Genomic DNA, 24,216 nt, shown 5'->3' with positions numbered 1-24,216 from the left:
TGGGCTGCGCGGCAGCCCTTCGCGGGCACGCGCGCTCCCACAGGCTTAGCGCTGGCTTTGGAGCCTGCGTAGTACCTGTGGGAGCGGGCGTGCCCGCGAAGGGCCGCAACGCGGCCCTGGGTTTATTTCTCTTCCTGGCTGGCAGCCGGCGCCGGCGGCGGCCGCAGCCCCACCTCGGCAACCAGCTTCAACTGCTGCCCATTGCGCATCACCTCGATGGTGATCTTCTCGTTGGGTTTGATCCGCGCCACTTGGTTCATCGACTTGCGGCCATCACCGGCCGGTTCGCCGTTGATGCTCAGGATCACGTCACCCAGTTGCAACCCGGCCTTGGCCGCTGGGCCTTCGCGGAAAATACCTGCAACCACGATACCCGGGCGGTCCTTCATGCCGAACGATTCGGCCAGCTCCTGGCTCAGCGGTTGCACCTCGATGCCCAGCCAGCCACGGATCACCTGGCCGTGCTCGACGATCGACTTCATTACCTCCAGTGCCAGTTTCACCGGGATGGCGAAGCCAATGCCTTGTGAACCGCCGGACTTGGAGAAAATCGCGGTGTTGATGCCAACCAGGTTGCCATTGGCATCGACCAGCGCGCCGCCCGAGTTGCCGGGGTTGATCGCTGCGTCGGTCTGGATGAAGTCTTCGTAGTTGTTCAGGCCCAGCTGGTTACGGCCGGTAGCGCTGATGATACCCATGGTCACGGTCTGGCCAACACCAAACGGGTTGCCGATGGCCAGCGACACGTCGCCGATGTGAATGGTGTCCGAACGGCCTATGGTGATCGCCGGCAGGTTCTTCAGGTCGATCTTCAGCACCGCCAGGTCGGTTTCCGGGTCGCTGCCGATCACGCGGGCCAGGGTTTCGCGGCCATCTTTCAGGGCCACGACGATCTGGTCGGCGCCGCTGGTGACATGGTTGTTGGTCAGCAGGTAGCCCTCGGGGCTCATGATCACCGCCGAGCCCAGGCTCGACTCCCAGCGGCGCTGCTTGGGCAGGTTATCGCCGAAGAAGCGGCGGAACTGCGGGTCCTCGAACAGCGGATGTGCGCTTTTGTTCACCACCTTGGTGGTGTACAGGTTGACCACTGCAGGGGCAGCCAGTGTCACGGCGTCGGCGTACGACACCGGGCCTTGCATGATCCGCGTGGTCTGCGGTGCCTGTTGCAGGTTGACGTCCTGACTGGGCAGGCCTACCCACTCCGGGAAGCGCTGGATGATCAGCATGGCGATCAGTACGCCGGTAAGCAGGGGCCAGCCAAAGTAACGCAAAGCCTTGAACATGAACGAATCCTGGAAAGAGCGAGGGCCAGTGGCCGCGCAGTGGGGCATGAGCGCGCGGGATCATACACCGGTTCCCCCAGTGCCGGCGACGGCCCATAATGGCCGGCATTATACGGGCGTTCCATTGGCGTTGCGCCCGAGAAAAGCGCAGTTTTCGAGGAGATTTTCATGGCCGTCGCTCTAAACACCCTGGTCGAGGAAGCCGAGCGTTACCTGGGCAGCGCGAAGATCCAGGATTATTGCCCCAATGGCCTGCAAGTAGAGGGCCGGCCGCAGGTCAGCCGTATCGTCAGTGGTGTTACCGCCAGCCAGGCGTTGCTGGATGCTGCGGTCGAGGCCCAGGCCGACCTGGTGCTGGTGCACCATGGTTACTTCTGGAAGGGTGAGAACCCGTGCATCACCGGTATCCGCCAGCGTCGTCTGAAAACCTTGCTGAACAACGACATCAGCCTGCTGGCGTTTCACCTGCCGCTGGATGTTCACCCGGAGGTGGGCAACAACGTGCAGCTGGCGCGGCAACTGGACATCACCGTCGAAGGGCCGCTGGACCCGGAGAACCCCAAGGTGGTCGGGTTGGTCGGCTCACTGGCCGAACCTGTGACTGCCCGCGATTTTGCCCGGCGGGTTCAGGAAGTGCTGGGGCGTGAGCCATTGCTGGTGGAGGGGGAGCAGATGATCCGCCGGGTCGGCTGGTGCACCGGTGGCGGGCAGGGTTACATCGACACGGCGATTGCCGCCGGGGTGGACCTGTACCTGACCGGCGAGGCGTCGGAGCAGACCTATCACAGTGCGCGCGAGAATGGCGTCAGTTTCATTGCTGCCGGGCACCATGCCACCGAGCGTTACGGGGTGCAGGCGCTGGGCGATTACCTGGCGCGGCGGTTTGCCGTGGAGCACCTGTTCATTGATTGCCCCAATCCCATTTGATATCAGCGTTGCCCGCGAAAGGGCCGGCCCTGGCAGCCCAAACCCGCAGTCATATCGTTAGACCTTTTCGATCTAGCCCGCCTCCTAAATAGAAGCAGCCGCTGTGATAAAGTGGCTCGCTCGAACACGGCCCGCAGGCCGTCCATAAGATCGTTTTTCGTGAGTAGCCATGGTCGACAAACTGACGCACTTGAAACAGCTGGAGGCGGAGAGCATCCACATTATCCGCGAGGTGGCCGCCGAGTTCGACAACCCGGTGATGCTGTACTCGATCGGCAAGGATTCCGCCGTGATGCTGCACCTGGCGCGCAAGGCCTTCTTCCCGGGCAAGCTGCCGTTCCCGGTGATGCACGTCGACACCCAGTGGAAATTCCAGGAGATGTACAGCTTCCGCGACAAGATGGTCGAGGAAATGGGCCTGGAACTGATCACCCACGTCAACCCTGAGGGTGTGGCGCAGGGCATCAACCCGTTCACCCATGGCAGCTCCAAGCACACCGACATCATGAAGACCCAGGGCCTGAAGCAGGCACTGGACAAGCATGGTTTCGACGCCGCCTTTGGTGGCGCGCGCCGCGACGAAGAGAAGTCGCGGGCCAAAGAGCGTGTGTATTCGTTCCGCGACAGCAAGCACCGCTGGGACCCGAAGAACCAGCGCCCCGAGCTGTGGAACGTGTACAACGGCAAGGTCAACAAGGGCGAGTCGATCCGCGTGTTCCCGCTGTCGAACTGGACCGAGCTGGACATCTGGCAGTACATCTACCTAGAAGGCATCCCGATCGTGCCGCTGTACTTCGCCGCCGAGCGTGAAGTCATCGAGAAGAACGGCACCCTGATCATGATCGACGACGAGCGTATCCTCGAGCACCTCTCCGAGGAAGAGAAAGCCCGTATCGTCAAGAAGAAGGTGCGTTTCCGTACCCTCGGTTGCTACCCGTTGACGGGGGCTGTCGAGTCGGAAGCCGAAACGCTGACCGACATCATTCAGGAAATGCTCCTGACGCGCACTTCCGAGCGCCAGGGCCGGGTCATCGACCACGATGGCGCCGGTTCCATGGAAGACAAGAAACGTCAGGGCTACTTCTAATTTTCAGGGTTACTCCATGTCGCACCAATCCGATTTGATCAGCGAAGACATCCTCGCTTATCTGGCTCAGCACGAGCGCAAAGAACTGCTGCGTTTCCTCACCTGTGGCAACGTGGATGACGGCAAGAGCACCCTGATAGGGCGCCTGCTGCACGACTCGAAGATGATCTACGAGGACCACCTCGAAGCCATCACCCGTGATTCGAAGAAAGTCGGCACTACCGGCGAAGAAGTCGACCTGGCACTGCTGGTCGACGGCCTGCAGGCCGAGCGCGAGCAGGGCATCACCATCGATGTCGCCTACCGCTACTTCTCCACCGCCAAACGCAAGTTCATCATCGCCGACACCCCTGGCCACGAGCAGTACACCCGCAACATGGCCACCGGTGCGTCCACCTGTGACCTGGCGATTATCCTGGTCGATGCCCGCTATGGCGTGCAGACCCAGACCCGCCGCCACAGCTACATTGCCTCGCTGCTGGGCATCAAGCACATCGTGGTCGCAGTCAACAAGATGGACCTGAAGGGCTTCGATGAAGGCGTCTTCGAGTCGATCAAGGCCGACTACCTGAAGTTTGCCGAAGCCATCAACCTGACCCCGAGCAGCCTGCACTTCGTACCAATGTCGGCGCTCAAGGGCGACAACGTGGTCAACCACAGCGAGCAATCGCCGTGGTACGCCGGCCCGACGCTGATGGAAATCCTCGAAACCGTCGAGGTTGCGGCCGACCGCAACTTCACCGACCTGCGCTTCCCGGTGCAGTACGTGAACCGCCCGAACCTGAACTTCCGCGGCTTCGCCGGCACCATCGCCAGTGGCGTGGTGCACAAGGGCGACGAAATCGTCGTGCTGCCGTCGGGCAAGAGCAGCCGCGTCAAGTCCATCGTCACCTACGAAGGTGAGCTGGAAAACGCCGGCCCAGGCCAAGCCGTGACCCTGACCATGGAAGACGAGATCGACATCTCCCGTGGCGACCTGCTGGTACATGCCGACAACGTGCCGCCAGTGACCGATCAGTTCGACGCCATGCTGGTGTGGATGGCCGAGGAGCCAATGCTCCCGGGCAAGAAGTACGACATCAAGCGCGCCACCAGCTATGTGCCGGGCTCGATTGCCAGCATCACCCACAAGGTCGATGTGAACACCCTGGAGCAGGGCGCTGCCAGCGCGCTGCAGCTGAACGAGATCGGCCGCGTGAAGGTAGCGCTGGACACCTCGATCGCCCTGGACGGCTACGACAGCAACCGCACCACCGGTGCGTTCATTGTCATCGACCGCCTGACCAACGGCACCGTCGGTGCCGGCATGATCATCGCGCCACCCGTTCTGCCACACGGCAGCACCGGCCAGCATGGCAAGCAGGCCCACGTGTCTACCGAAGAGCGCGCCCTGCGCTTCGGCCAGCAGCCAGCCACCGTGCTGTTCAGCGGCCTGTCCGGCGCTGGCAAGAGCACCCTGGCCTATGCCGTGGAGCGCAAGCTGTTCGACATGGGCCGTGCGGTGTACGTGCTGGACGGCCAGAACCTGCGCCACGACCTGAACAAGGGCCTGCCGCAAGACCGCGCCGGCCGCACCGAAAACTGGCGCCGCGCCGCCCATGTGGCGCGCCAGTTCAACGAAGCCGGCCTGCTGACCCTGGCTGCGTTCGTGGCCCCGGATGCCGAAGGCCGCGAACAGGCCAAGGCCCTGATCGGCAAAGACCGCCTGGTGACGGTGTACGTACAGGCTTCGCCGCTGGCTTGCCGCGAGCGTGACCCACAAGGCTTGTACGCGGCCGGTGGCGACAACATCCCGGGCGAAAGCTTCCCGTTCGATGTGCCGCTGGATGCCGACCTTGTGATCGACACCCAGGCCACCAGCGTGGATGAAGGTGTGAAACTGGTGCTGGACGTGCTGCGTCAGCGCGGCGCGATCTAAGCGCTGGCCTGCAAGAAAAAACCCGCTTCGGCGGGTTTTTTTATGCGCGTAATCCTTGGGTTGTGCGGAGCCTTTAAGGCCAACCGCTTTGTTGAGAATCTGAAAGTTTGCGCGATCACTGTAGGAGCGGCTTTAGCCGCGAACACCGGCAGAGCCGGTGCCATGTACCGCCGCTGGCAAAGGTTCTTCGCTAAGCCTCTGAGCTGCATCCAGACCTGGCAGGCTAGTTAATTTTAATTCTGAACACTGCAAGACCCTTTGACGCTCTCCATTCCAAGACGCGCGCCATGACCTGCTCGGCGCATCTTCCCCGATCTTCCTCGGGGTAATAGATAAGGTCAGCGCCATCAGGATGTTCAACCACTTCGATAAAGTGTTCCAGCAATCGATCCTGCCAAGCACGCGAGCCTGTCGCCTGAATCAACGCCTCAACAATCAGCCGGAACTCATCGTATGAATAGTCGGCCAGGCAGTGTTTCAGCCTGATCACCATGGCGTCTCCGATGACAGCGCGTATTGCATGGCGCTCATGATCCGCAGGTTTTCAGCGTCGTACATCAACCCACCCCACTCGGGCGGGTTCAGCTGGCCTATCTGATAAGAACGCAGACCCTTTACCGTCTCATGGAATGGCGCCCGAGGGGGCCAGCCTTTCTTGAGGCGGTTGAGTTGGGCGGGGATGAATTGCTGGCTGTAGACTGGGTCTTCTGCGATCGCCAGCCAGAAGGATTGGGAGAAATGGTCGAAGCTGTGGAATGTCCGACCTTCGAGTTTACGGATGATGAATTCTGGAAGAAGGCTGGCCATAGAGTCGTCCCTGAGTTGAAGGCAGGGAAAGTGTGCCCGGGGACGAGTTTTTTTTATGTCAGAGGTAGGGGGTATGGAAGTAGGCACGTTCCTGATGATTAGAAGGAGATTTCTTAGATGTGCTTTCCTACACCGGATTTTCCGTTTTCTCGGATTTGTCTTAAATATGTTTCTCTGACACTGGTATCACCCGTTTCTCCTTCACCGCCTTGTAGGAAAAACTCGAATAGATCTCCTTCACTCCCGGCAGCCGCTGCAGCACTTCCCGGGTGAATTCCCCGAACGACTCCAGGTCCCGCGCCAGGATCTCCAGCAAAAAGTCATAGCGCCCGGAGATGTTGTGGCAGGCGACGATTTCGGGAATCTCCATCAGCCGCTGCTCGAACGCCAGCGCCATGTCCTTGGTGTGCGAGTCCATCATGATGCTTACGAACGCGGTCACGCCAAACCCCAGCGACTTGGGCGAGAGGATGGCCTGGTAGCCGGTGATGTAGCCGTTGTCTTCCAGCAGTTTGACCCGACGCCAGCAGGGCGAGGTGGTCAACGCTACCTGGTCGGCGAGTTCGGCAACGGTCAGGCGGGCATTGTCCTGCAAAGCGGCGAGCAGGGCGCGGTCGGTGCGGTCGAGGCTTGAAGGCATGTTTTGCCCTCCTGGTCCGTTGATTGTTGTTTTTATTCCAGCAAGCACGCAAATGCGTGGGCTATTTTGGAAAAAATCGGGCAGCTCGGTGGCATAAGCTTATAACAAACCACAAGAGGCTGTTGCCATGCGCGACTCCCATAACAACACCGGTTTTTCCACGCGGGCCATTCACCATGGCTACGACCCGCTTTCCCACGGAGGCGCCCTGGTGCCGCCGGTGTACCAGACCGCTACCTATGCCTTCCCCACTGTTGAATACGGCGCTGCTTGCTTCGCCGGGGAAGAGGCAGGGCACTTCTACAGCCGCATCTCCAATCCCACCTTGGCCTTGCTTGAGCAACGCATGGCCTCGTTGGAGGGCGGTGAGGCGGGATTGGCGCTGGCGTCGGGTATGGGCGCCATTACCTCGACCATCTGGACCCTGTTGCGCCCCGGTGATGAACTGATCGTCGGGCGCACCCTGTATGGCTGTACCTTCGCGTTTCTGCACCATGGGATTGGCGAGTTCGGAGTCAAGATTCACCATGTCGACCTCAATGACGCCAAGGCCCTCAAAGCGGCGATCAACAGTAAAACGCGGATGATCTACTTCGAAACGCCGGCCAACCCCAATATGCAACTGGTCGACATCGCAGCGGTGGTCGAGGCTGTACATGGGAGAGACGTGCTTGTGGTAGTCGACAACACCTACTGCACGCCGTACCTGCAGCGGCCACTGGAGCTGGGGGCGGACCTGGTGGTGCATTCGGCGACCAAGTACCTCAGCGGCCATGGCGACATCACCGCCGGCCTGGTGGTGGGGCGCAAGGCGTTGGTCGACCGGATTCGCCTGGAAGGGCTCAAAGACATGACCGGGGCTGTGCTGTCACCGCATGACGCTGCGTTGTTGATGCGGGGTATAAAGACCTTGGCGCTGCGCATGGACCGGCATTGCGCCAATGCCCTGGAGGTGGCGAAGTTCCTGGCCCGGCAGCCCCAGGTGGAATTGATTCACTATCCGGGCTTGCCGTCGTTTGCCCAGTACGACCTGGCACGGCGGCAGATGCGTTTGCCGGGCGGGATGATTGCCTTTGAGCTCAAGGGCGGTATCGAGGCCGGGCGGCGCTTCATGAATGCCCTGCAGCTATTTGCGCGGGCGGTGAGCCTGGGGGATGCCGAGTCGCTGGCGCAACACCCGGCGAGCATGACGCACTCCAGTTACACGCCCCAGGAGCGCGCCCATCACGGGATATCGGAGGGGCTGGTGAGATTGTCGGTTGGGCTGGAGGATGTGGAGGATCTGCTGCTGGATATCGAGGAGGCGCTGGGGCATCTGTAGAAGCGGCCTTGTGCCGCGAAAAGGGCCCGCAGCGGCAAGAACACGGCATACACAAAAAAGGCCTCTTGCGAGGCCTTTTACAGGTTCAGTGGATCAACGCTTGAGCCCGTAGCTCTCGTCCAGCATGCCCGGCGAGTTCGGCGCTTTTGGCGCATAGTCGCGCGGCACTTCGGCGGTGTCTTTCGGTGGGGTCAGGCGGTCACGCGGGCCTTGCGGCGCTTCGGAATGCAGGGCAGCCAGCAGGCGCTGGCGAGTGACTTCATCAAGGGCCAGGCTGTTGGCGCCTTCAGCCAGGTGATCCTGTACGTCCTGGTAGCTCTGGGTCAGTTTCTTGACCAGCATGGCAGTGCTGTTGAAGTGGGTGACCACTTCGTTCTGGTAGCTGTCGAAGCGCTTCTGGATGTCATCCAGTTGGCGCTGGGTGTTGCTGGGTGCTGCGTTGGGCAGCAGGCGGGCAACAATGAAACCGACCGCCACGCCAATGACCAGGGCCAGGGTTGGCAACAACCAAACAAGGAGCGAGAGTTCCACGAGTCCTTCCTCTATAAACGGCTTTGCTTTACGTTAACGGCTCAGACCTGCGCTGTATACCGCGAGCGATCGCAAATCAGAACAGAATTTCACACCTAGACGAATCGACCCTTCCCGAGGTCACGGAGTAGTGCCTTGCTTGTCCGCGAAACCCCCTTGTTCATCGATGGCCCCGCCGGCCAGCTGGAAGCCTTGTACCTGGACGTGGCTGACGCCCGTGGCGCGGTGCTGATCTGCCACCCCAACCCGGTCCAGGGCGGCACCATGCTCAACAAGGTGGTCTCGACCCTGCAACGCACCGCCCGTGATGCCGGTTACGCGACCCTGCGTTTCAACTACCGTGGCGTCGGCCAGAGCGCCGGCAGCCATGACATGGGGGCCGGCGAAGTGGCCGATGCCGAGGCCGCGGCAGCCTGGCTGCGTAGCTCGCACCCAGAGTTGCCGCTGGTGTTGATGGGCTTTTCGTTCGGTGGTTTCGTTGCCACCAGCCTGGCCGGGCGACTTGAAACTGCAGGCGTCGAGTTGCAGCACCTGTTCATGATCGCCCCGGCGGTCATGCGCCTGACCGCCGAATTCCCGCTGCCGCAGCGCTGCCCGGTGACCGTGGTGCAGCCGGACGCCGACGAAGTCGTCGCACCGCAGCTGGTTTACGATTGGTCCGACAGCCTGACGCGCCCCCATGAGCTGCTGAAAGTGGCAGAATGCGGACACTTCTTCCATGGCAAGCTGACCGATCTGAAGGATCTGCTGCTGCCGCGCCTTTCGAACTGAGCCAAGCCTGAATAAGCGAACACCCATGACCACGCGCATTCTTACCGGTATCACTACCACCGGCACTCCGCACCTGGGCAACTACGCCGGCGCCATTCGCCCTGCGATCCGTGCCAGCCAGCAGCCCGGTGTCGACTCGTTCTACTTCCTGGCCGACTACCACGCCCTGATCAAATGCGATGACCCGCTGCGCATCCAGCGTTCACGCCTGGAAATCGCCGCCACCTGGCTGGCCGGTGGCCTTGACCCGGACAAAGTGACTTTCTATCGCCAGTCCGACATCCCGGAAATTCCCGAACTGACCTGGCTGCTGACCTGCGTTGCCGCCAAGGGCCTGCTCAACCGCGCGCATGCCTACAAGGCCTCGGTGGACAAGAACGTCGAAAATGGGGAGGACCCGGACGCCGGCGTGACCATGGGCCTGTTCAGCTACCCGGTGCTGATGGCCGCGGACATCCTCATGTTCAACGCCAACAAGGTGCCGGTCGGCCGTGACCAGATCCAGCACGTGGAAATGGCCCGCGACATCGGCCAACGCTTCAACCACCTGTTCGGCCAGGGCCAGGACTTCTTCGCCCTGCCAGAGGCGGTGATCGAGGAAACCGTGGCCACGCTGCCAGGCCTGGACGGGCGCAAGATGTCCAAGAGCTACGACAACACCATCCCGTTGTTCACCAGCGCCAAGGACATGAAAGACGCCATCTCGCGCATCGTGACTGACTCGCGCGCGCCGGGTGAAGCGAAAGACCCGGACAACTCGCACCTGTTCACCCTGTACCAGGCCTTCTCGACGCCGGAGCAATGCGCCGGGTTCCGCGAAGAGCTGTTGCAGGGCCTGGGCTGGGGTGATGCCAAGCAGCGCCTGTTCCAGTTGCTGGATGGCCAGCTGGCGGAAAAACGCGAGTACTACCACCAACTGATCGCACGCCCGGCGGACCTGGAAGACATCCTGCTGGCCGGTGCCGCCAAGGCCCGCAAGATTGCCACGCCGTTCCTCGAGCAACTGCGCGAAGCCGTTGGCCTGCGTTCGTTCCGCAGCAGCGTGCAGGCCACCACCGAGGTGAAGAAGAAGTCAGCCAAGAGCGCGCGCTTCGTCAGCTTCCGTGACGAAGACGGCAGCTTCCGTTTCCGCCTGTTGGCCGCTGACGGTGAGCAACTGCTGCTGTCGCGCAGCTTCGCTGACGGCAAGAGTGCTGGCGCCGTGAGCAAGCAGCTGCAGCAGGGTGGCGAGGCCGATGTACGGGTAGAAGGCTTGAGCTTCGGCCTGTGGCTCAATGGCGAGCAGGTCGCCGAAGGGCCGCAGTTCGACAGCGCCGAAGCCCGTGATGCGGCCATTCAAAGCCTGCGTGATGCCCTGGCACCACAGCAGGACTGAGGCATATTGACGCAAGTCTGATTGCCATTAAGCGGGCCTGTCGCTACAGTGACGGCCCGTTTTTTGTTGCCTCGCTAACGAATTATGACTCCCTTAGAACGCTATCAAGCAGATCTGAAACGTCCCGACTTCTTCCATGACGCGGCGCAGGAAACTGCGGTGCGTCACTTGCAGCGCCTGTACGACGACCTGGTACAAGCGCAGAACAACAAGCCGGGCATGTTCGGCAAACTGTTCGGCAAGAAGGAGCAGACCCCGGTCAAGGGCCTGTATTTCTGGGGTGGGGTAGGGCGAGGCAAGACCTACCTGGTCGATACCTTCTACGAAGCGCTGCCGTTCAAGCAGAAGATGCGTACGCACTTCCACCGCTTCATGAAGCGTGTGCACGAGGAAATGAAAACCCTCAAGGGCGAGAAGAACCCGCTGACCATCATCGCCAAGCGCTTCAGCGAAGAAGCCCGGGTGATCTGTTTCGACGAATTCTTCGTGTCGGACATTACCGATGCGATGATCCTCGGCACTCTGATGGAAGAGCTGTTCAAAAATGGTGTGTCGCTGGTGGCCACTTCCAACATCGTGCCAGACGGCCTTTACAAGGACGGCCTGCAGCGTGCGCGCTTCTTGCCGGCCATCGCCATGATCAAGCAGTACACCGACGTGGTGAACGTGGATAGCGGGGTCGACTACCGCCTGCGCCACCTGGAGCAGGCCGAACTGTTCCACTTCCCACTCAATGACGCGGCGCACCAGAGCATGCGCGCCAGCTTCAAGGCGCTCACCCCTGAGTGCACGCAGGCGATCGAGAACGACGTGCTGATGATCGAGAACCGTCCGATCAATGCCCTGCGCACCTGTGACGATGTCGCCTGGTTCGACTTCCGCGCCCTTTGCGATGGGCCGCGCAGCCAGAACGACTACATCGAACTGGGCAAGATCTTCCACGCCGTGCTGCTGAGCAATGTGGAGCAGATGGGTGTTGCCACCGACGACATCGCCCGCCGCTTCATCAACATGGTGGACGAATTCTACGACCGCAACGTCAAGCTGATCATCTCGGCCGAGGTGGAGCTGAAAGACCTGTACACCGGCGGGCGCCTGAGCTTCGAGTTCCAGCGTACCCTCAGCCGGTTGCTGGAGATGCAGTCGCACGAATTCCTGTCGCGCGCACACAAGCCGTAAGATTTTTGGGGCCGCTTTGCGGCCCATTCGCGACGCAAGGCCGCTGCCACATTGATCGGCGCACGCTGGGCATTTGTGGGAGCGGCCTTGTGCCGCGAATGGGCTGCAAAGCAGCCCCGCAAGGCCTCAAGCCTCTTGCATGAACTGCTGCCGATACTGGTTCGGCGACAGCTCGGTGTGCTGGCGGAACAGCCGCGCAAAGAAACTGGCATCGTCATAACCGACCTCGTAGCTGATGGTCTTGATGCTCTTGCGTGTGCTCGACAGTAACCCCTTGGCGGTCTCGATCCGCAGCCGTTGCAGGTAGTGCAGCGGCTTGTCACCCGTCGCGCCCTGGAAGCGGCGCATGAAATTGCGGATGCTCATGCCGTGGTTGCGGGCAACGTCCTCGAAGCGGAACTTGTCGGCGAAGTGCTCCTCCAGCCAATGCTGAATCTGCAGGATGATCAGGTCCTGGTGCAGCTTCTGCCCGCCAAAGCCCATGCGCCCCGGGGTGTAGTTGCGCTGCACTTCGTAAAGAATGTCGCGCGACACGGCGCGGGCCACGTTGGCACCGCAGAAGCGCTCGATCAGGTAGATGTACAGGTCGCAGGCCGACGTGGCCCCGCCGGCGCAATAGATATTGTCGGCGTCGGTCAGGTGCTTGTCCTGATTCAACCGGATCTTCGGGAAGCGCTCGGCAAAGCTGTTGAAGAAGCGCCAGTAGGTAGTCGCCTCCTTGCCATCGAGCAGGCCGGACTCGGCCAGCCAGAACACGCCACTGGCCTCGGCGCACAGCACCGCGCCGCGGGCATGCTGTTCACGCAGCCATGGGAGCACCTGTGGATAACGTTGCAGCAGGTTGTCGAAGTCGTCCCAGTAGGCCGGGAGAATGATGACGTCGGCGTCGTCCAGGCCACCGTCGACCGGAAGCTGCACATTGCTGAAGCTGTCCACCGGCTGGCCGTCGGGGCTCACCAGGCAGATCTCGAACATGGGCTGCAAGCCCAGGCCTAGCTGCTTGCTGTAACGCAGGCTGGCGAGGTGAAAGAAATCCTTGGCCTGCATCAAGGTCGAAGCAAACACCTTGTCAATGGCCAGGATGCTGACGCGCCGCAGCGACGCGGAGGGTTGGGTAAACATCATTGTCATTGTTCTTATAGGGTAGAGTGGTCAATCACCGGCTGGATCGTCTTATTTTTTGGCGATTGTGTCTACCCCGTGTAGCGGCGGGGCTGCAATGCAGCCCCTTTCAGCTCAAGGCGCCGGGTTCGGCTGCGCCTGGTGTATGGCTTCGATCGCTGCCAGCAACTCATCGCTCAGGCTCAGCTCAAGGCTCGCCAGGTTGCTGTCCAGCTGTTGCAGGCTGGTCGCGCCAATGATGTTGCTGGTCACGAACGGTTGCCGGGTGACGAACGCCAGGGCCATCTGCGCCGGGTCCAGGCCGTGCTCGCGGGCCAGCTGCACATAGCGGCTGCAGGCTGCGACGGTCTGCGGGTTGGAGTATCGGGCAAAGCGGCTGAACAGGGTCAGGCGCGCGTTGTCCGGCCGTGCGCCGTTCTCGTACTTGCCCGAGAGCATGCCGAAGGCCAGCGGCGAATAGGCCAGCAGGCCGCACTGCTCACGGATTGCCACCTCTGCCAGGCCCACCTCGAAGCTGCGGTTGAGCAGGTTGTACGGGTTCTGGATCGACACCGCCCGCGGCCAGCCCCGGCTATCGGCCAGTTGCAAGAATTTCATGGTGCCCCACGGCGTTTCGTTGGACAGGCCGATGTGACGGATCTTGCCCGCCCGTACCTGCTCGTCGAGTACCTCGAGGGTTTCTTCCAGCGGGGTGAAGTGGTCCTGTGGCAGGTGCTGGTAGCCCAGCTTGCCGAAGAAGTTGGTGCTGCGTTCCGGCCAGTGCAGCTGGTACAGGTCGATACGGTCGGTCTGCAGGCGCTTCAGGCTCTCCTCCAGCGCCGCCACGATGTGCTGGCGGTTGTGCTTGAGCTGGCCGTCGCGAATGTGGCTGATGCCGTTGCCGGGGCCTGCCACCTTGCTGGCCAGCACCCAGTCGTCGCGATCACCGTTGTCGCGGAACCAGTTGCCGATGATGCGCTCGGTAGCCGCGTAGGTTTCCGGGCGCGGCGGCACCGGATACATCTCGGCGGTGTCGATGAAGTTGATCCCGGCGGCCTTGGCCCGGGCAATCTGTTCGAAGGCTTCGGCCTGAACGTTCTGTTCGCCCCAGGTCATGGTGCCCAGGCACAGGGCGCTGACATTGAGGTCGGTACGGCCGAGCTGACGGTATTCCATCGGTTAGACACTCCTTGGCAATAGATGCCCATCAAAGCAGGTTGAAATTTTTCTCGCAATCTGGATAATTCAGCCCCTCTCCGCGTGGCGGAAGTGATGCACCATCACGCAGGAAGAACCCCGTCGAACATTGGCGTGCCCGACCCGAGCCCCAAAAAGCGTCTGTGTTCGGCTGCGCGCTTGCCCTTGGCAAGCTGTGCACTATCCAGTAAGATTCGCCGTCTATTTTTCGCTGGGCGGCCTCTGAGGCTTTAGAGAATGAAAACTTTTACTGCTAAACCGGAAACAGTAAAGCGCGAGTGGTTCGTAGTCGACGCCGCTGGCCAGACCCTGGGTCGTCTGGCTACCGAAATCGCTAGCCGTCTGCGTGGCAAACACAAACCAGAATACACCCCTCACGTTGACACCGGCGACTACATCGTCGTTATCAACGCCGAGCAGGTTCGTGTGACAGGTGCCAAGTCTTCCGACAAAATGTACTACTCCCACTCCGGCTTCCCGGGCGGTATCAAGGAAATCAACTTCGAGAAGTTGATTGCCAAGGCCCCTGAGCGTGTTATCGAAACCGCGGTCAAAGGCATGCTGCCTAAGAACCCGCTGGGTCGCGACATGTACCGCAAGCTGAAAGTGTACGCGGGTGCTGCTCACCCACACACTGCTCAGCAGCCTCAAGAACTGAAGATCTAACGGGATAGTTCATTATGTCGGCGACTCAAAATTACGGCACTGGCCGTCGCAAGACCGCAACCGCTCGCGTATTCCTGCGTCCGGGTACTGGTAACATTTCCATCAACAACCGTTCTCTGGACGTGTTCTTCGGTCGCGAAACCGCTCGCATGGTTGTTCGCCAGCCACTCGAGCTGACCGAAACCGTTGAGAAATTCGACATCTACGTCACCGTTTCCGGTGGTGGTGTCAGCGGTCAAGCCGGTGCGATCCGTCACGGTATCACCCGCGCTCTGATGGAATACGACGAAACCCTGCGTGGCGCTCTGCGTCGTGCTGGCTACGTCACCCGCGACGCTCGTGAAGTTGAGCGTAAGAAAGTGGGTCTGCGTAAAGCGCGTAAGCGTCCTCAGTACTCCAAGCGTTAATACCGCTTCGGCAGTCGAAAAAAGCCCGGTTCCTTGGAACCGGGCTTTTTTTTTGGCTTGAACTAACCTGTCAGCATGTCAGTGGCCGCTTGTCGCATAGACGCAGATCAAGCAAAGCGCGGGTTGTGGCCCTTGCTTGGGTAATCACCTTGTCAGTGTGTGGTTTTGTTTCTTACCATGGCTGCCAAATTTTAGTGCCATTGACACAACCTAAGTACGAGCCTGGTTCAACAGGCCAAGCAAGCTGATGGGAGAGGACTGAATGAGCAATGACGGCGTCAACGCAGGCCGGCGCCGCTTCCTCGTAGCCGCGACATCCGTGGTCGGGGCAGCGGGAGCAGTGGGGGCTGCGGTACCGTTCGTGGGGTCATGGTTTCCCAGTGCCAAGGCGAAAGCCGCGGGTGCACCGGTGAAGGTCAATATCGCCAAGGTCGAGGCCGGGCAGCAGATGGTGGCTGAGTGGCGTGGCCAGCCGGTGTTCATCGTGCGCCGAACGGAAGAAATCCTTGGCAACCTGAAAAAAATTACGGGTGACCTGTCTGATCCAGAGTCCAAGGCTTCGGTGCAGCCGACCTACGTCGACCCTGAGGTTCGCTCGATCAAGCCGGAAATCCTCATTCTCGTCGGCCTGTGCACGCACCTGGGCTGCTCGCCCACCTTCCGCCCGGAAGTTGCGCCTGCTGACCTTGGTCCGAAATGGGTGGGTGGCTATTTCTGCCCGTGCCACGGCTCCCACTACGACCTGGCCGGCCGTGTCTACAAGTCGCAGCCGGCACCTCTCAACCTGCCAGTGCCGCCGCACTCTTACGAGTCGGACGATATCATCGTCATCGGCGTCGACCAGGAGAACGCATGATGAGCAAGTTCATGGACTGGATTGATGCTCGCTTCCCCGCCACAAAAATGTGGGAAGACCACCTGAGCAAGTATTACGCGCCCAAGAACTTCAACTTCCTGTACTTCTTCGGCTCCCTGGCATTGCTGGTACTGGTCAACCAGATCGTCACCGGTGTGTGGCTGACCATGAGCTTCACGCCCTCGGCGGAAGAGGCGTTCGCTTCGGTCGAGTACATCATGCGTGACGTAGAATACGGCTGGATCCTGCGCTACCTGCACTCCACCGGTGCGTCGGCGTTCTTCATCGTGGTCTACCTGCACATGTTCCGCGGCCTGCTCTACGGCTCCTACCAGAAGCCACGCGAGCTGGTCTGGCTGTTTGGCATGCTGATCTACCTTGCGCTGATGGCGGAAGCCTTCATGGGTTACCTGCTGCCGTGGGGCCAGATGTCGTACTGGGGTGCCCAGGTAATCATCTCCCTGTTCGGCGCCATCCCGGTGATCGGTGACGACCTCACCCAGTGGATCCGCGGTGACTACCTGATTTCGGGCATCACCCTGAACCGCTTCTTCGCCCTGCATGTGGTCGCCCTGCCCATCGTGATTCTCGGCCTGGTGGTGCTGCACATTCTTGCTCTGCACGAAGTGGGTTCGAACAACCCCGATGGTGTCGACATCAAGAAGAAAAAGGACGAAAACGGCATTCCGCTGGACGGTATCCCGTTCCACCCTTACTACACCGTCAAGGATATCGTTGGCGTGGTGGTGTTCCTCTTCGTGTTCTGCGCTGTGGTGTTCTTCTTCCCGGAGATGGGTGGTTACTTCCTGGAAAAACCGAACTTCGAGCAGGCCAACGCCTTCAAGACGCCCGAGCACATCGCGCCGGTGTGGTACTTCACACCGTTCTACGCGATCTTGCGCGCGGTGCCTGACAAGCTGATGGGCGTGATCGCCATGGGTGCGGCCATCGCTGTGCTGTTCGTGCTGCCCTGGCTTGACCGCAGCCCGGTACGTTCCATGCGTTACAAGGGCTGGATCAGCAAGCTCTTCCTGCTGGTGTTCTGCGTGGCCTTCGTCATCCTCGGCGTGCTGGGCGTGCTGGCGCCGACACCTGGGCGTACCTTGCTGTCGCAGGTGTGCACGGTGTTGTACTTCGCCTACTTCCTGCTGATGCCGTTCTACACAAGGCTCGAGAAGACCAAACCGGTTCCGGAAAGGGTGACTGGCTGATGAAAAAGTTGATTGCAGTATTTTTGCTGGCAGTGATGCCTGCCTTTTCCTTCGCTGCCGAACATGGCCTGGAGCTGGACAAGGTCGATATCGACCTGACCGACAAGGCGGCCATGCAGGACGGTGCGCGCACCTTTGCCAACTATTGCATGGGTTGCCACAGTGCCAAGTTCCAGCGTTACGAGCGGGTGGCTGATGACCTGGGCATCCCTCACGAGCTGATGCTCGAGAAGCTGGTGTTCACCGGCGCCAAAATCGGTGACCACATGCAGATCGGCATGAAGCCCAGCGACGCAAAGACCTGGTTCGGCGCTGCGCCACCCGACCTGACCCTGGTCGCCCGTGTGCGGGGTACCGACTGGCTGTACAGCTACCTGCGCAGCTTCTACGAAGACCCGTCGCGCCCTTACGGGGTGAACAACAAGGTGTTCCCGAACGTGGGCATGCCTAACGTGCTGGTTGGCCTGCAGGGTAACCAGGTGGTTGGCTGCAAGCAGGTGCAGACCGTGGTCGATGGCAAGAAGCAATTTGACCCGTTGACCGGCAGCCCGATCACCCATGAAGCCTGTGACCAGCTGACCATTACGCCGAATTCCGGTACCCTGACGACCGAGCAGTTCGACGAGAAGGTCAAGAACCTGGTGACCTTCCTGGCCTATTCGGCCAACCCGGTCAAACTGGAAAGCCAGCGCATTGGTACCTACGTGTTGCTGTACCTGGCTTTCTTCTTCGTATTCGCCTACTTGCTCAAGCGTGAATACTGGAAGGACGTGCACTGATCACGCAGTAGTTTCTGGTTGTTGAACGCGCCCGGGGCGCCCTGGCAGTTTTGCCAGGGTACCCCGGGCGCGTTTTCATTTACAGTTGCACAAGCATCCCGTGCGAGGAGCCGCTACATGGGCGCAACCAACAGGTTAGCCTGCTATTCCGATCCCGCTGATCATTATTCTCATCGGGTACGCCTTGTGCTGGCCGAGAAGGGTGTCAGCGTCCAGGTCATCGATGTCGACCCCAGTCGCCTGCCGGCCAGGCTGGCCGAGGTGAACCCTTACGGCAGTGTGCCGACCCTGGTCGACCGTGACCTGGCGTTGTATGAGTCGACCGTGGTGATGGAATACCTCGAGGAGCGTTACCCGCACCCACCGCTGATGCCGGTGTACCCGGTTGCGCGGGGTAACAGCCGTTTGCTGATGCACCGCATCCAGCGCGACTGGTGTGCCTTGGCCGACACCGTGCTGGACGCGCGCAGCACCGAGGCCGCCCGTGCCGAGGCACGCAAGGCCCTGCGCGAAAGCCTGACCGGTGTTTCACCATTGTTCGGTGAGTACGCCTGTTTCATGAGTGAGGAGCAAAGCCTGGTCGATTGCTGTCTATTGCCCATACTCTGGCGTTTGCCGGTGTTGGGTATCGAATTGCCGCGGCAAGCCAAGCCGCTGCTGGATTACATGGAGCGGCAGTTCGCTCGCGAGCCTTTCCTGGCGAGCCTGTCCTCTGTAGAACGTGAAATGCGCAAGCTTTAAGGAGCTGTTGATGAACTCCAGTCGCCCCTATCTGGTTCGAGCACTGTATGAGTGGATCGTCGACAACGATTGCACGCCCCACATGCTGGTCAATGCCGAATACCCGAAAGTCCAGGTGCCGGATGGTTTCGCCAGTGATGGTCAGATCGTCTTGAATATCTCGCCAAGTGCCGTGCGCAGCCTGCACATGGATAACGACGCAGTCAGCTTCGAGGGCCGCTTCAGTGGCGTGGCCCATTCGCTGTTCGTGCCGGTTGGCGCCATCCTGGGCATCTATGCCCGTGAAAATGGCCAAGGGATGGTCTTCGAGCTGGAGTCGCCGATGGATGGCGACGAGCTGGAAGAGGATGATGTGCAGCCGGACGACGATGGCCCGCCGGAAGGGGGTGGCCAGCCGCCGCGCCCAAGTGGTCGGCCAAGCCTGAAAGTGGTCAAGTAACAAAAAAGGCGATCCAACTGGATCGCCTTTTTCTTTGCCGCCAACTTCGGGTTACAGGTCGCTGATAGTGCGTACCTGGTCCTTGTTGATGCGGGTGCGCTTGCCATCGAGTTGCTGGAACTCGTAGAAGCCTGCATCGCGGTCGTACTTCGGTGCGTCGACAGCCTGGATTTCACGGCCATCGTTGAGGGTGATCAGGCTTGGCGTGGAGCAGCCGGCCAGGGTGGCGAAGGTGCCGATCAGCAGGGCAGGCAGCAGAAGCTTTTTCATGCGGTGTTTCCTGGGTTTCTGAAAGGTGGGGCATTGTTGTTGCTTGTACTGGCCCTTTCGCGGGTAAAACCGCTCCCACAGGAATGCACAAGGCTTGAAAGCTGTGAGATCCCTGTGGGCGCGGGTTCACCCGCGAAGAGGCCGGTGCAGGCAGCAATGAATCAGTCGATGTACTCGAACAGCTTGACGATCTTCTGCACACCCGACACGCCCTGTACCACGGCGGTGGCCGAATTGGCCTCCTGTTGGGTCACCAGGCCGAGCAGATAGACGATACCGTTTTCGGTAATCACCTTGATGCGCGAGCTTGGCACGGCGCTGTCACCCAGCATCTGGGTCTTGATCTTGGTGGTCAGCCAGGCGTCGTTGTTGCGTGCCAGGATGGAGGAGGGTTGCATCACCTGCAGTTCATTGTGCACTTTCTTGACGCGCTGTACCTGGCTGGCGGTTTGCTCGGCGAGGCTCTTGAGGTCGGCGCGTGGAGTCTGGCCGGCCAGCAGGACGATGCCGTTGTAGCTGCTGACAACAATGTGCGAGCCCTTGTCCAGGTCAGGGCTGGCCTTGGAAATGTTCACCGAGGCCTTGGTTTCGATCAGCGAGTCGTCGATCTTGCTGCCAATGGTGCGCGTACCGCGATCGTCTTCGATCGGCGAATTGCGCGTAGAAGTAAGTACCGAGCTGCAACCGGTGACGCTCAGGCACAGAGTCAGGGCCATCAGGCCGAGGCGCATAGGGGTCATTCTTCACTCCCGAACAGTTGGCTGTCGATCAGATCGCACAGGCAGTGGATCGCCAGCAGGTGGACTTCCTGGATGCGTGCGGTAACCGTCGAAGGTACGCGGATTTCCACGTCTTCGGGCAGCAGCAGCGAAGCCATGCCGCCGCCGTCGCGGCCGGTCAATGCTACGACAATCATTTCGCGGTCATGTGCGGCCTGGATCGCCTGGATGACGTTGGCCGAATTGCCGCTGGTGGAGATTGCCAGCAGAACGTCGCCGGGCTGGCCCAGGGCGCGAATCTGCTTGGAAAAGACTTCGTTGTAGCTGTAGTCGTTGGCGATCGAGGTCAGGGTCGAGCTGTCGGTGGTCAGCGCGATGGCTGGCAGGCTCGGGCGCTCGCGCTCGAAACGGTTGAGCAGTTCCGACGAAAAGTGCTGGGCATCACCGGCCGAGCCGCCGTTGCCACAGGCGAGCATCTTGCCCTCGTTGAGCAGCGCATTGACCATGACCAGGCTAGCCTGCTCGATGTGCGGTGCCAGGATGTCCATTGCCTGTTGCTTGGTATCGATGCTGGCCTGGAACAGCCGGCGAATTCGGGATTGCATGTCCATCTGGTGACCTTAAGTGGGGCGGTGGCCTTTGCGACGCGCAACAACGACCAGCCCGCGAAACATAGAGCAAAAAAAACGAAGTGGGTTCAGCATTCGAAGGCGTTTTTCAGCCATTGAAGCGGCCTGCCTGCATGGTGGCTGCCCTGCAGGGCGACTACGTCGAAGCGGCAGGGGTGGTTGCCCCAGTGGGGCGCCTTCTGCAGGTACCGGCTGGCGGCGAGCACCAACCGTTTCTGCTTGCGCCCGTCGATGCTGGCGAGGGCGCCACCGAAGCACGCGTGCAACCGGTAGCGGACTTCGACGAATACTACTGTATCGGCGTCAAGCATGACCAGATCAAGCTCACCGCCTTTGCATCGCCAGTTACGCGCCAGCAGCTGCAGGCCCTGCCCTTGAAGGTACTCAAGGGCTTGGGTTTCTGCTGCTTGCCCGGCGCTTGTGGGCGACGCTGTTGGCATCAGCGCGCGGTGTCAGGCAGGCGCTTGACCTGGCCGCCGGCAAACTCGGCCCATGGCAGCTGGCGCTCGATACGCTGGTTGGCGTTGATGCTCAGGCTGCCCGAAAGGCCCTGGACACGGTTGTCCGGCAGCGCTTTCAGCTGGCCCAGGCGCGGCGCCAGGCTGTAGGCATCGACGCCCATGGCATACAGGCGGCCAAGGCTGCCAGCGGCCTGCGGCCACTGCTGTACCACTTGCTGGCGCAGGCTGTTGCTGGTGTCGAGCAGCCACGGCGTTTCGCAGAAGCGGATGCCGTTCATGTCATTGTACTGGTTGACGTCGCCGCTGGCGCTGTACAGGTTCGAGGTGGCATAGACCGGGACGTCACCGGCGTACTGGAAGTTCAGGGTCGGCTTGATCTGCTGGGCCTGTTGCGGGGTCGAGGCCAGGAAGATGAAATCGATATCCTGGCGGCGCGACGGTTGTGCGGCGATGCTGCCGCCTACCGTGCTTTGCAGGCTCTTGGCGCGGCCTTCGCTCTGGCGCAGCTGGAACAGGTCGGCGATCTGTTGGGCGAGGGCAACCGGCTGGGCAATGCGCTCGGCAGCGAGCAGGGTGCCGCCATTGCCTTCCCAGTCCTGGCGGAAGGCGGCCAGCACGCGGTCACCCCATTCGCCACTCGGCACCAGGGCCACGGCGCGGACCATGCCGTCGGCGCGAGCGCGGCGGGCGACTTCGCGTGCTTCATCTTCGGCAGCCAGGCCGAACTGGAACAGTTGCGGCGGGGCCTTCTGGCCGGCGTCGGCGTAGTTCAGGGCCAGTGTGGTGATCGGCAGTTGCGGTTTGGCGGCCAGTTGTTTGACCAGTGGCTTTTCAAGCGGGCCGATGACCAGTTGCACGCCGGCGGCCTGGGCCTGGCGATAGAAATCGTCTAGCGAGCCGATGCGCGAGCTGTCGAACACTTGCACCGCAGGCGCTGGCTGGCCAGCTTGCTGGGCCTGGAAGTGGGCGGCCATGAAACCGTCACGCAGGGCGCGGGCAACACCGGCAAGCGGGCCTTCCTGGGGCAGCAGCAGGGCGATCTTGGTCAGTGGCTGGCTGGCCAGCTCCTTGAGCTTGGTCAGCGCCAGCGGCAGTTGCTGGGCGGCAGGGTGGCCTGGGTGCTGTTTGACCCAGGTATCGATGGCCGCTTGCTGCTGCTCCAGGGTGCCGGCGCTCTTCACGGCGAAGGCGAGGCTGGTCCAGCCGGCCAGGGTCTGGTCGTTGGCTGGCTGCTGCAGTTGCTCTGCCGGCAACGAGGCGACCAGTGCCCAGATGGCGTCATTGTTGGCGCTGGCAGCCTGGCCGCTGAGCAGCGGGGCCAGCAGCACGCGCTGTTGCGCGGCAGCCAGGGTCTGGCCGTCGGCTTCAAGGGCGGCGGCGTGCACATTGTAAGTGCGCGCTTGCTGCTCCGCCGGCAGCTCGGCTACACGTTGCAGGCTGGGGTGAGCCAGGGCAGTCAGGGCCGCCTTGGGCTGGTTTCGGCTCATGGCCAGCTCGGCCGCGAGGGTGCTGGCGAACACTTGCTGGGCCGGCTTGAGTGTGTCCAGCGGGACTTGCTCAAGAATGCGTGCGGCGCGTGGGAAGTCCTTCTGCTTGTAGGCCAGGTCGGCCGCGCTCAGGCGCAGCAGGGCGGCATCTTCCGCTGACTTGCTGGAAGCGGCTTTTTCGAGCAGTTGCTCGATGCTGGCATCCGGGGTGCGTGGCAGTTCGCCCAGGCTGGATGAGGGCGAGCTGGCGCAGGCTGCCAGCAGGGCAGCGAGGCAGAGGGCTGTGAGCAGCCGCAGGCAAGCGATCATGTAAAGGTCCTGTTACTCGATCAAGTTGGCCGGCAATTGTACCCAAGCACTGGCCGGGGCGCGATGTTGCTGTGCTGATCCTTCACTATAGGTGGCCTGCCGCCGATCGCTGGCGAAGTTCTTTGCGCCCTGTTGCAGGCGCTCGGGCTACAATGGCGCCTTTGATCCGAATGACAGGTGTGCGCAGTGACTGATGTGGCAGGGGCTTCGAAATCCACGGTGGGGACGCTGTATGTGGTGGCAACCCCCATCGGCAACCTCGACGACATGAGCGCCCGGGCGCTGAAGGTGCTGGCGGATGTGGCGCTGATCGCCGCCGAAGACACCCGCCATTCGATCCGCCTGCTGCAACACTTTGGCATCGACACACCGCTGGCGGCCTGTCATGAACACAATGAGCGTGATGAGGGCGGGCGTTTTCTCACCAAGCTGCTGGCTGGCGAGAACGTGGCACTGGTTTCCGATGCCGGCACGCCGCTGATTTCCGACCCGGGCTACCACTTGGTACGCCAGGCGCGGGCTGCGGGGGTGAGCGTGGTGCCGGTGCCGGGCGCCTGCGCCTTGATCGCCGCACTGTCGGCGGCCGGCCTGCCGTCGGACCGCTTCATTTTCGAAGGCTTCCTGCCGGCCAAGCAGGCCGGGCGCCGGGCGCGCCTCGAGCAGGTGAAGGAAGAGCCGCGTACGCTGATTTTCTATGAGGCCCCGCACCGTATCCTCGAATGCCTCGAAGACATGGAGCTGGTTTTTGGTGGCGAACGCCCGGCACTGCTGGCGCGCGAGCTGACCAAGACCTTCGAGACCCTGAAGGGCCTGCCGCTGGCCGAGCTGCGCGCGTTCGTTGCCGGCGACAGCAACCAGCAGCGCGGTGAGTGCGTGGTACTGGTTGGCGGCTGGAGCGCGCCGGAGGGCGAGCAGGCCATCAGTACCGAGGCCCAGCGAGTACTCGACCTGCTGTTGGCCGAGCTGCCACTGAAGCGGGCTGCGGCGCTGGCGGCGGAAATTACCGGTGTGCGCAAGAACCTGTTGTATCAACTTGCGCTGGAAAAGCAGAAAACCGAATAGTGGCAGTTTGATATAATTGCCGGTATTGCTTGTTCTTGTGCGC

General features: G+C 61.3%; 27 protein-coding genes. 15 read left to right on the top strand and 12 right to left on the bottom strand.

From position 1 onward, the window contains the following. Positions 1 to 122: 122 nt before the first annotated feature. Positions 123 to 1,283, bottom strand: coding sequence for a Do family serine endopeptidase AlgW (gene algW / locus ACK1VC_RS23500; RefSeq protein WP_016488995.1), 1,161 nt, complete (start codon positions 1,281 to 1,283; stop codon positions 123 to 125). A 168-nt stretch (positions 1,284 to 1,451) separates the two neighbouring features. Between algW and ACK1VC_RS23495 the strand changes: the two genes are divergently transcribed. From ACK1VC_RS23495 to cysN, 3 genes are all read left to right on the top strand, one after another. Continuing rightward, on the top strand, positions 1,452 to 2,210 hold the full coding sequence (locus ACK1VC_RS23495; protein WP_016488994.1) for a Nif3-like dinuclear metal center hexameric protein: 759 nt from the start codon (positions 1,452 to 1,454) through the stop codon (positions 2,208 to 2,210). A 169-nt stretch (positions 2,211 to 2,379) separates the two neighbouring features. Continuing rightward, positions 2,380 to 3,297, top strand: coding sequence for a sulfate adenylyltransferase subunit CysD (gene cysD, locus ACK1VC_RS23490; protein ID WP_003251799.1), 918 nt, complete (start codon positions 2,380 to 2,382; stop codon positions 3,295 to 3,297). Positions 3,298 to 3,313: 16 nt separating this feature from the next. Then, a complete protein-coding gene (cysN, locus tag ACK1VC_RS23485) occupies positions 3,314 to 5,215 on the top strand; it encodes a sulfate adenylyltransferase subunit CysN (protein ID WP_016488993.1) in 1,902 nt (633 codons plus the stop codon). 223 nt (positions 5,216 to 5,438) lie between these two features. Here the strand turns inward: cysN and ACK1VC_RS23480 are convergent, their stop codons facing one another. The 3 genes from ACK1VC_RS23480 to ACK1VC_RS23470 all read right to left on the bottom strand — a co-directional run bounded on the left by ACK1VC_RS23480 (position 5,439) and on the right by ACK1VC_RS23470 (position 6,662). Then, positions 5,439 to 5,708, bottom strand: coding sequence for a bacteriocin immunity protein (locus tag ACK1VC_RS23480; protein ID WP_016488991.1), 270 nt, complete (start codon positions 5,706 to 5,708; stop codon positions 5,439 to 5,441). Beyond that, on the bottom strand, positions 5,702 to 6,022 hold the full coding sequence (locus ACK1VC_RS23475) for a hypothetical protein (RefSeq protein WP_016488990.1): 321 nt from the start codon (positions 6,020 to 6,022) through the stop codon (positions 5,702 to 5,704). The genes ACK1VC_RS23480 and ACK1VC_RS23475 overlap by 7 nt, the downstream gene beginning before the upstream one ends. Positions 6,023 to 6,182: 160 nt before the next feature. Further along, complete coding sequence (locus ACK1VC_RS23470; protein WP_016488989.1) at positions 6,183 to 6,662, bottom strand: Lrp/AsnC family transcriptional regulator; 480 nt, start codon at positions 6,660 to 6,662, stop codon at positions 6,183 to 6,185. Between the two features lie 127 nt (positions 6,663 to 6,789). Between ACK1VC_RS23470 and ACK1VC_RS23465 the strand changes: the two genes are divergently transcribed. Beyond that, positions 6,790 to 7,983: a methionine gamma-lyase gene (locus ACK1VC_RS23465; RefSeq protein ID WP_016488988.1), complete on the top strand. Its 1,194-nt coding sequence runs from the start codon at positions 6,790 to 6,792 to the stop codon at positions 7,981 to 7,983. A gap of 93 nt (positions 7,984 to 8,076) precedes the next feature. Here ACK1VC_RS23465 and ACK1VC_RS23460 read toward each other — a convergent pair whose 3' ends face one another. Further along, positions 8,077 to 8,514: a YhcB family protein gene (locus tag ACK1VC_RS23460; RefSeq protein ID WP_016488987.1), complete on the bottom strand. Its 438-nt coding sequence runs from the start codon at positions 8,512 to 8,514 to the stop codon at positions 8,077 to 8,079. Positions 8,515 to 8,649: 135 nt separating this feature from the next. Here ACK1VC_RS23460 and ACK1VC_RS23455 point away from each other — a divergent pair, with 135 nt between their 5' ends. The 3 genes from ACK1VC_RS23455 to zapE all read left to right on the top strand — a co-directional run bounded on the left by ACK1VC_RS23455 (position 8,650) and on the right by zapE (position 11,839). Next, positions 8,650 to 9,285 carry an alpha/beta hydrolase gene (locus ACK1VC_RS23455; protein WP_016488986.1) on the top strand — a complete coding sequence of 212 codons (636 nt, stop codon included), beginning with the start codon at positions 8,650 to 8,652 and terminating at the stop codon, positions 9,283 to 9,285. A gap of 25 nt (positions 9,286 to 9,310) precedes the next feature. Further along, on the top strand, positions 9,311 to 10,660 hold the full coding sequence (locus ACK1VC_RS23450) for a tryptophan--tRNA ligase (protein ID WP_191086951.1): 1,350 nt from the start codon (positions 9,311 to 9,313) through the stop codon (positions 10,658 to 10,660). A gap of 84 nt (positions 10,661 to 10,744) precedes the next feature. Beyond that, a complete protein-coding gene (gene zapE, locus ACK1VC_RS23445) occupies positions 10,745 to 11,839 on the top strand; it encodes a cell division protein ZapE (RefSeq protein WP_016488984.1) in 1,095 nt (364 codons plus the stop codon). 126 nt (positions 11,840 to 11,965) lie between these two features. Here the strand turns inward: zapE and ACK1VC_RS23440 are convergent, their stop codons facing one another. Both ACK1VC_RS23440 and ACK1VC_RS23435 read right to left on the bottom strand, forming a co-directional pair. Further along, positions 11,966 to 12,886, bottom strand: coding sequence for a GlxA family transcriptional regulator (locus ACK1VC_RS23440; protein ID WP_172455912.1), 921 nt, complete (start codon positions 12,884 to 12,886; stop codon positions 11,966 to 11,968). Between the two features lie 189 nt (positions 12,887 to 13,075). Continuing rightward, complete coding sequence (locus ACK1VC_RS23435; RefSeq protein ID WP_016488982.1) at positions 13,076 to 14,116, bottom strand: NADP(H)-dependent aldo-keto reductase; 1,041 nt, start codon at positions 14,114 to 14,116, stop codon at positions 13,076 to 13,078. 258 nt (positions 14,117 to 14,374) lie between these two features. Between ACK1VC_RS23435 and rplM the strand changes: the two genes are divergently transcribed. From rplM to ACK1VC_RS23400, 7 genes are all read left to right on the top strand, one after another. Next, positions 14,375 to 14,803 (top strand): 50S ribosomal protein L13, encoded by a 429-nt coding sequence (rplM, locus tag ACK1VC_RS23430; RefSeq protein WP_003260798.1) that lies wholly within the window; start codon positions 14,375 to 14,377, stop codon positions 14,801 to 14,803. 14 nt (positions 14,804 to 14,817) lie between these two features. Beyond that, entirely contained in the window at positions 14,818 to 15,210 is a 393-nt protein-coding gene (gene rpsI, locus ACK1VC_RS23425; protein WP_003260797.1) for a 30S ribosomal protein S9, read from the top strand. A 262-nt stretch (positions 15,211 to 15,472) separates the two neighbouring features. Next, the gene (petA, locus tag ACK1VC_RS23420) at positions 15,473 to 16,066 is read left to right on the top strand and encodes a ubiquinol-cytochrome c reductase iron-sulfur subunit (RefSeq protein ID WP_016488981.1); all 594 of its coding nucleotides are present in this window, start codon (positions 15,473 to 15,475) and stop codon (positions 16,064 to 16,066) included. After that, positions 16,066 to 17,277: a cytochrome b gene (locus tag ACK1VC_RS23415; RefSeq protein WP_024717460.1), complete on the top strand. Its 1,212-nt coding sequence runs from the start codon at positions 16,066 to 16,068 to the stop codon at positions 17,275 to 17,277. Before petA ends, ACK1VC_RS23415 begins: the two co-directional genes overlap by 1 nt. Further along, complete coding sequence (locus tag ACK1VC_RS23410; RefSeq protein ID WP_016488979.1) at positions 17,277 to 18,056, top strand: cytochrome c1; 780 nt, start codon at positions 17,277 to 17,279, stop codon at positions 18,054 to 18,056. The genes ACK1VC_RS23415 and ACK1VC_RS23410 overlap by 1 nt, the downstream gene beginning before the upstream one ends. Positions 18,057 to 18,173: 117 nt before the next feature. Then, complete coding sequence (locus tag ACK1VC_RS23405; protein ID WP_016488978.1) at positions 18,174 to 18,797, top strand: glutathione S-transferase N-terminal domain-containing protein; 624 nt, start codon at positions 18,174 to 18,176, stop codon at positions 18,795 to 18,797. Positions 18,798 to 18,807: 10 nt separating this feature from the next. Continuing rightward, the gene (locus ACK1VC_RS23400) at positions 18,808 to 19,236 is read left to right on the top strand and encodes a ClpXP protease specificity-enhancing factor (RefSeq protein WP_016488977.1); all 429 of its coding nucleotides are present in this window, start codon (positions 18,808 to 18,810) and stop codon (positions 19,234 to 19,236) included. A gap of 51 nt (positions 19,237 to 19,287) precedes the next feature. On the opposite strand, the gene ACK1VC_RS23395 is transcribed toward ACK1VC_RS23400, so the two are convergent. From ACK1VC_RS23395 to ACK1VC_RS23375, 5 genes are all read right to left on the bottom strand, one after another. Next, complete coding sequence (locus ACK1VC_RS23395) at positions 19,288 to 19,506, bottom strand: YgdI/YgdR family lipoprotein (RefSeq protein ID WP_016488976.1); 219 nt, start codon at positions 19,504 to 19,506, stop codon at positions 19,288 to 19,290. Between the two features lie 161 nt (positions 19,507 to 19,667). Then, positions 19,668 to 20,246, bottom strand: coding sequence for a BON domain-containing protein (locus ACK1VC_RS23390; protein WP_016488975.1), 579 nt, complete (start codon positions 20,244 to 20,246; stop codon positions 19,668 to 19,670). After that, on the bottom strand, positions 20,243 to 20,836 hold the full coding sequence (locus ACK1VC_RS23385; protein ID WP_012274070.1) for a phosphoheptose isomerase: 594 nt from the start codon (positions 20,834 to 20,836) through the stop codon (positions 20,243 to 20,245). The genes ACK1VC_RS23390 and ACK1VC_RS23385 overlap by 4 nt, the downstream gene beginning before the upstream one ends. Positions 20,837 to 20,922: 86 nt before the next feature. Further along, a complete protein-coding gene (locus ACK1VC_RS23380; protein WP_016488974.1) occupies positions 20,923 to 21,294 on the bottom strand; it encodes a YraN family protein in 372 nt (123 codons plus the stop codon). Next, positions 21,294 to 23,111, bottom strand: a complete 1,818-nt coding sequence (locus ACK1VC_RS23375) for a penicillin-binding protein activator (protein ID WP_016488973.1) — start codon at positions 23,109 to 23,111, stop codon at positions 21,294 to 21,296. The genes ACK1VC_RS23380 and ACK1VC_RS23375 overlap by 1 nt, the downstream gene beginning before the upstream one ends. Before the next feature lie 186 nt (positions 23,112 to 23,297). On the opposite strand from ACK1VC_RS23375, the gene rsmI reads away from it, so the two are divergent. Further along, positions 23,298 to 24,173, top strand: coding sequence for a 16S rRNA (cytidine(1402)-2'-O)-methyltransferase (gene rsmI, locus ACK1VC_RS23370; protein ID WP_016488972.1), 876 nt, complete (start codon positions 23,298 to 23,300; stop codon positions 24,171 to 24,173). The last annotated feature ends 43 nt before the right edge of the window (positions 24,174 to 24,216 follow it).

This window comes from Pseudomonas sp. XP2, assembly GCF_053557975.1.
This window is presented reverse-complemented; position numbering and strand designations above follow the sequence as displayed.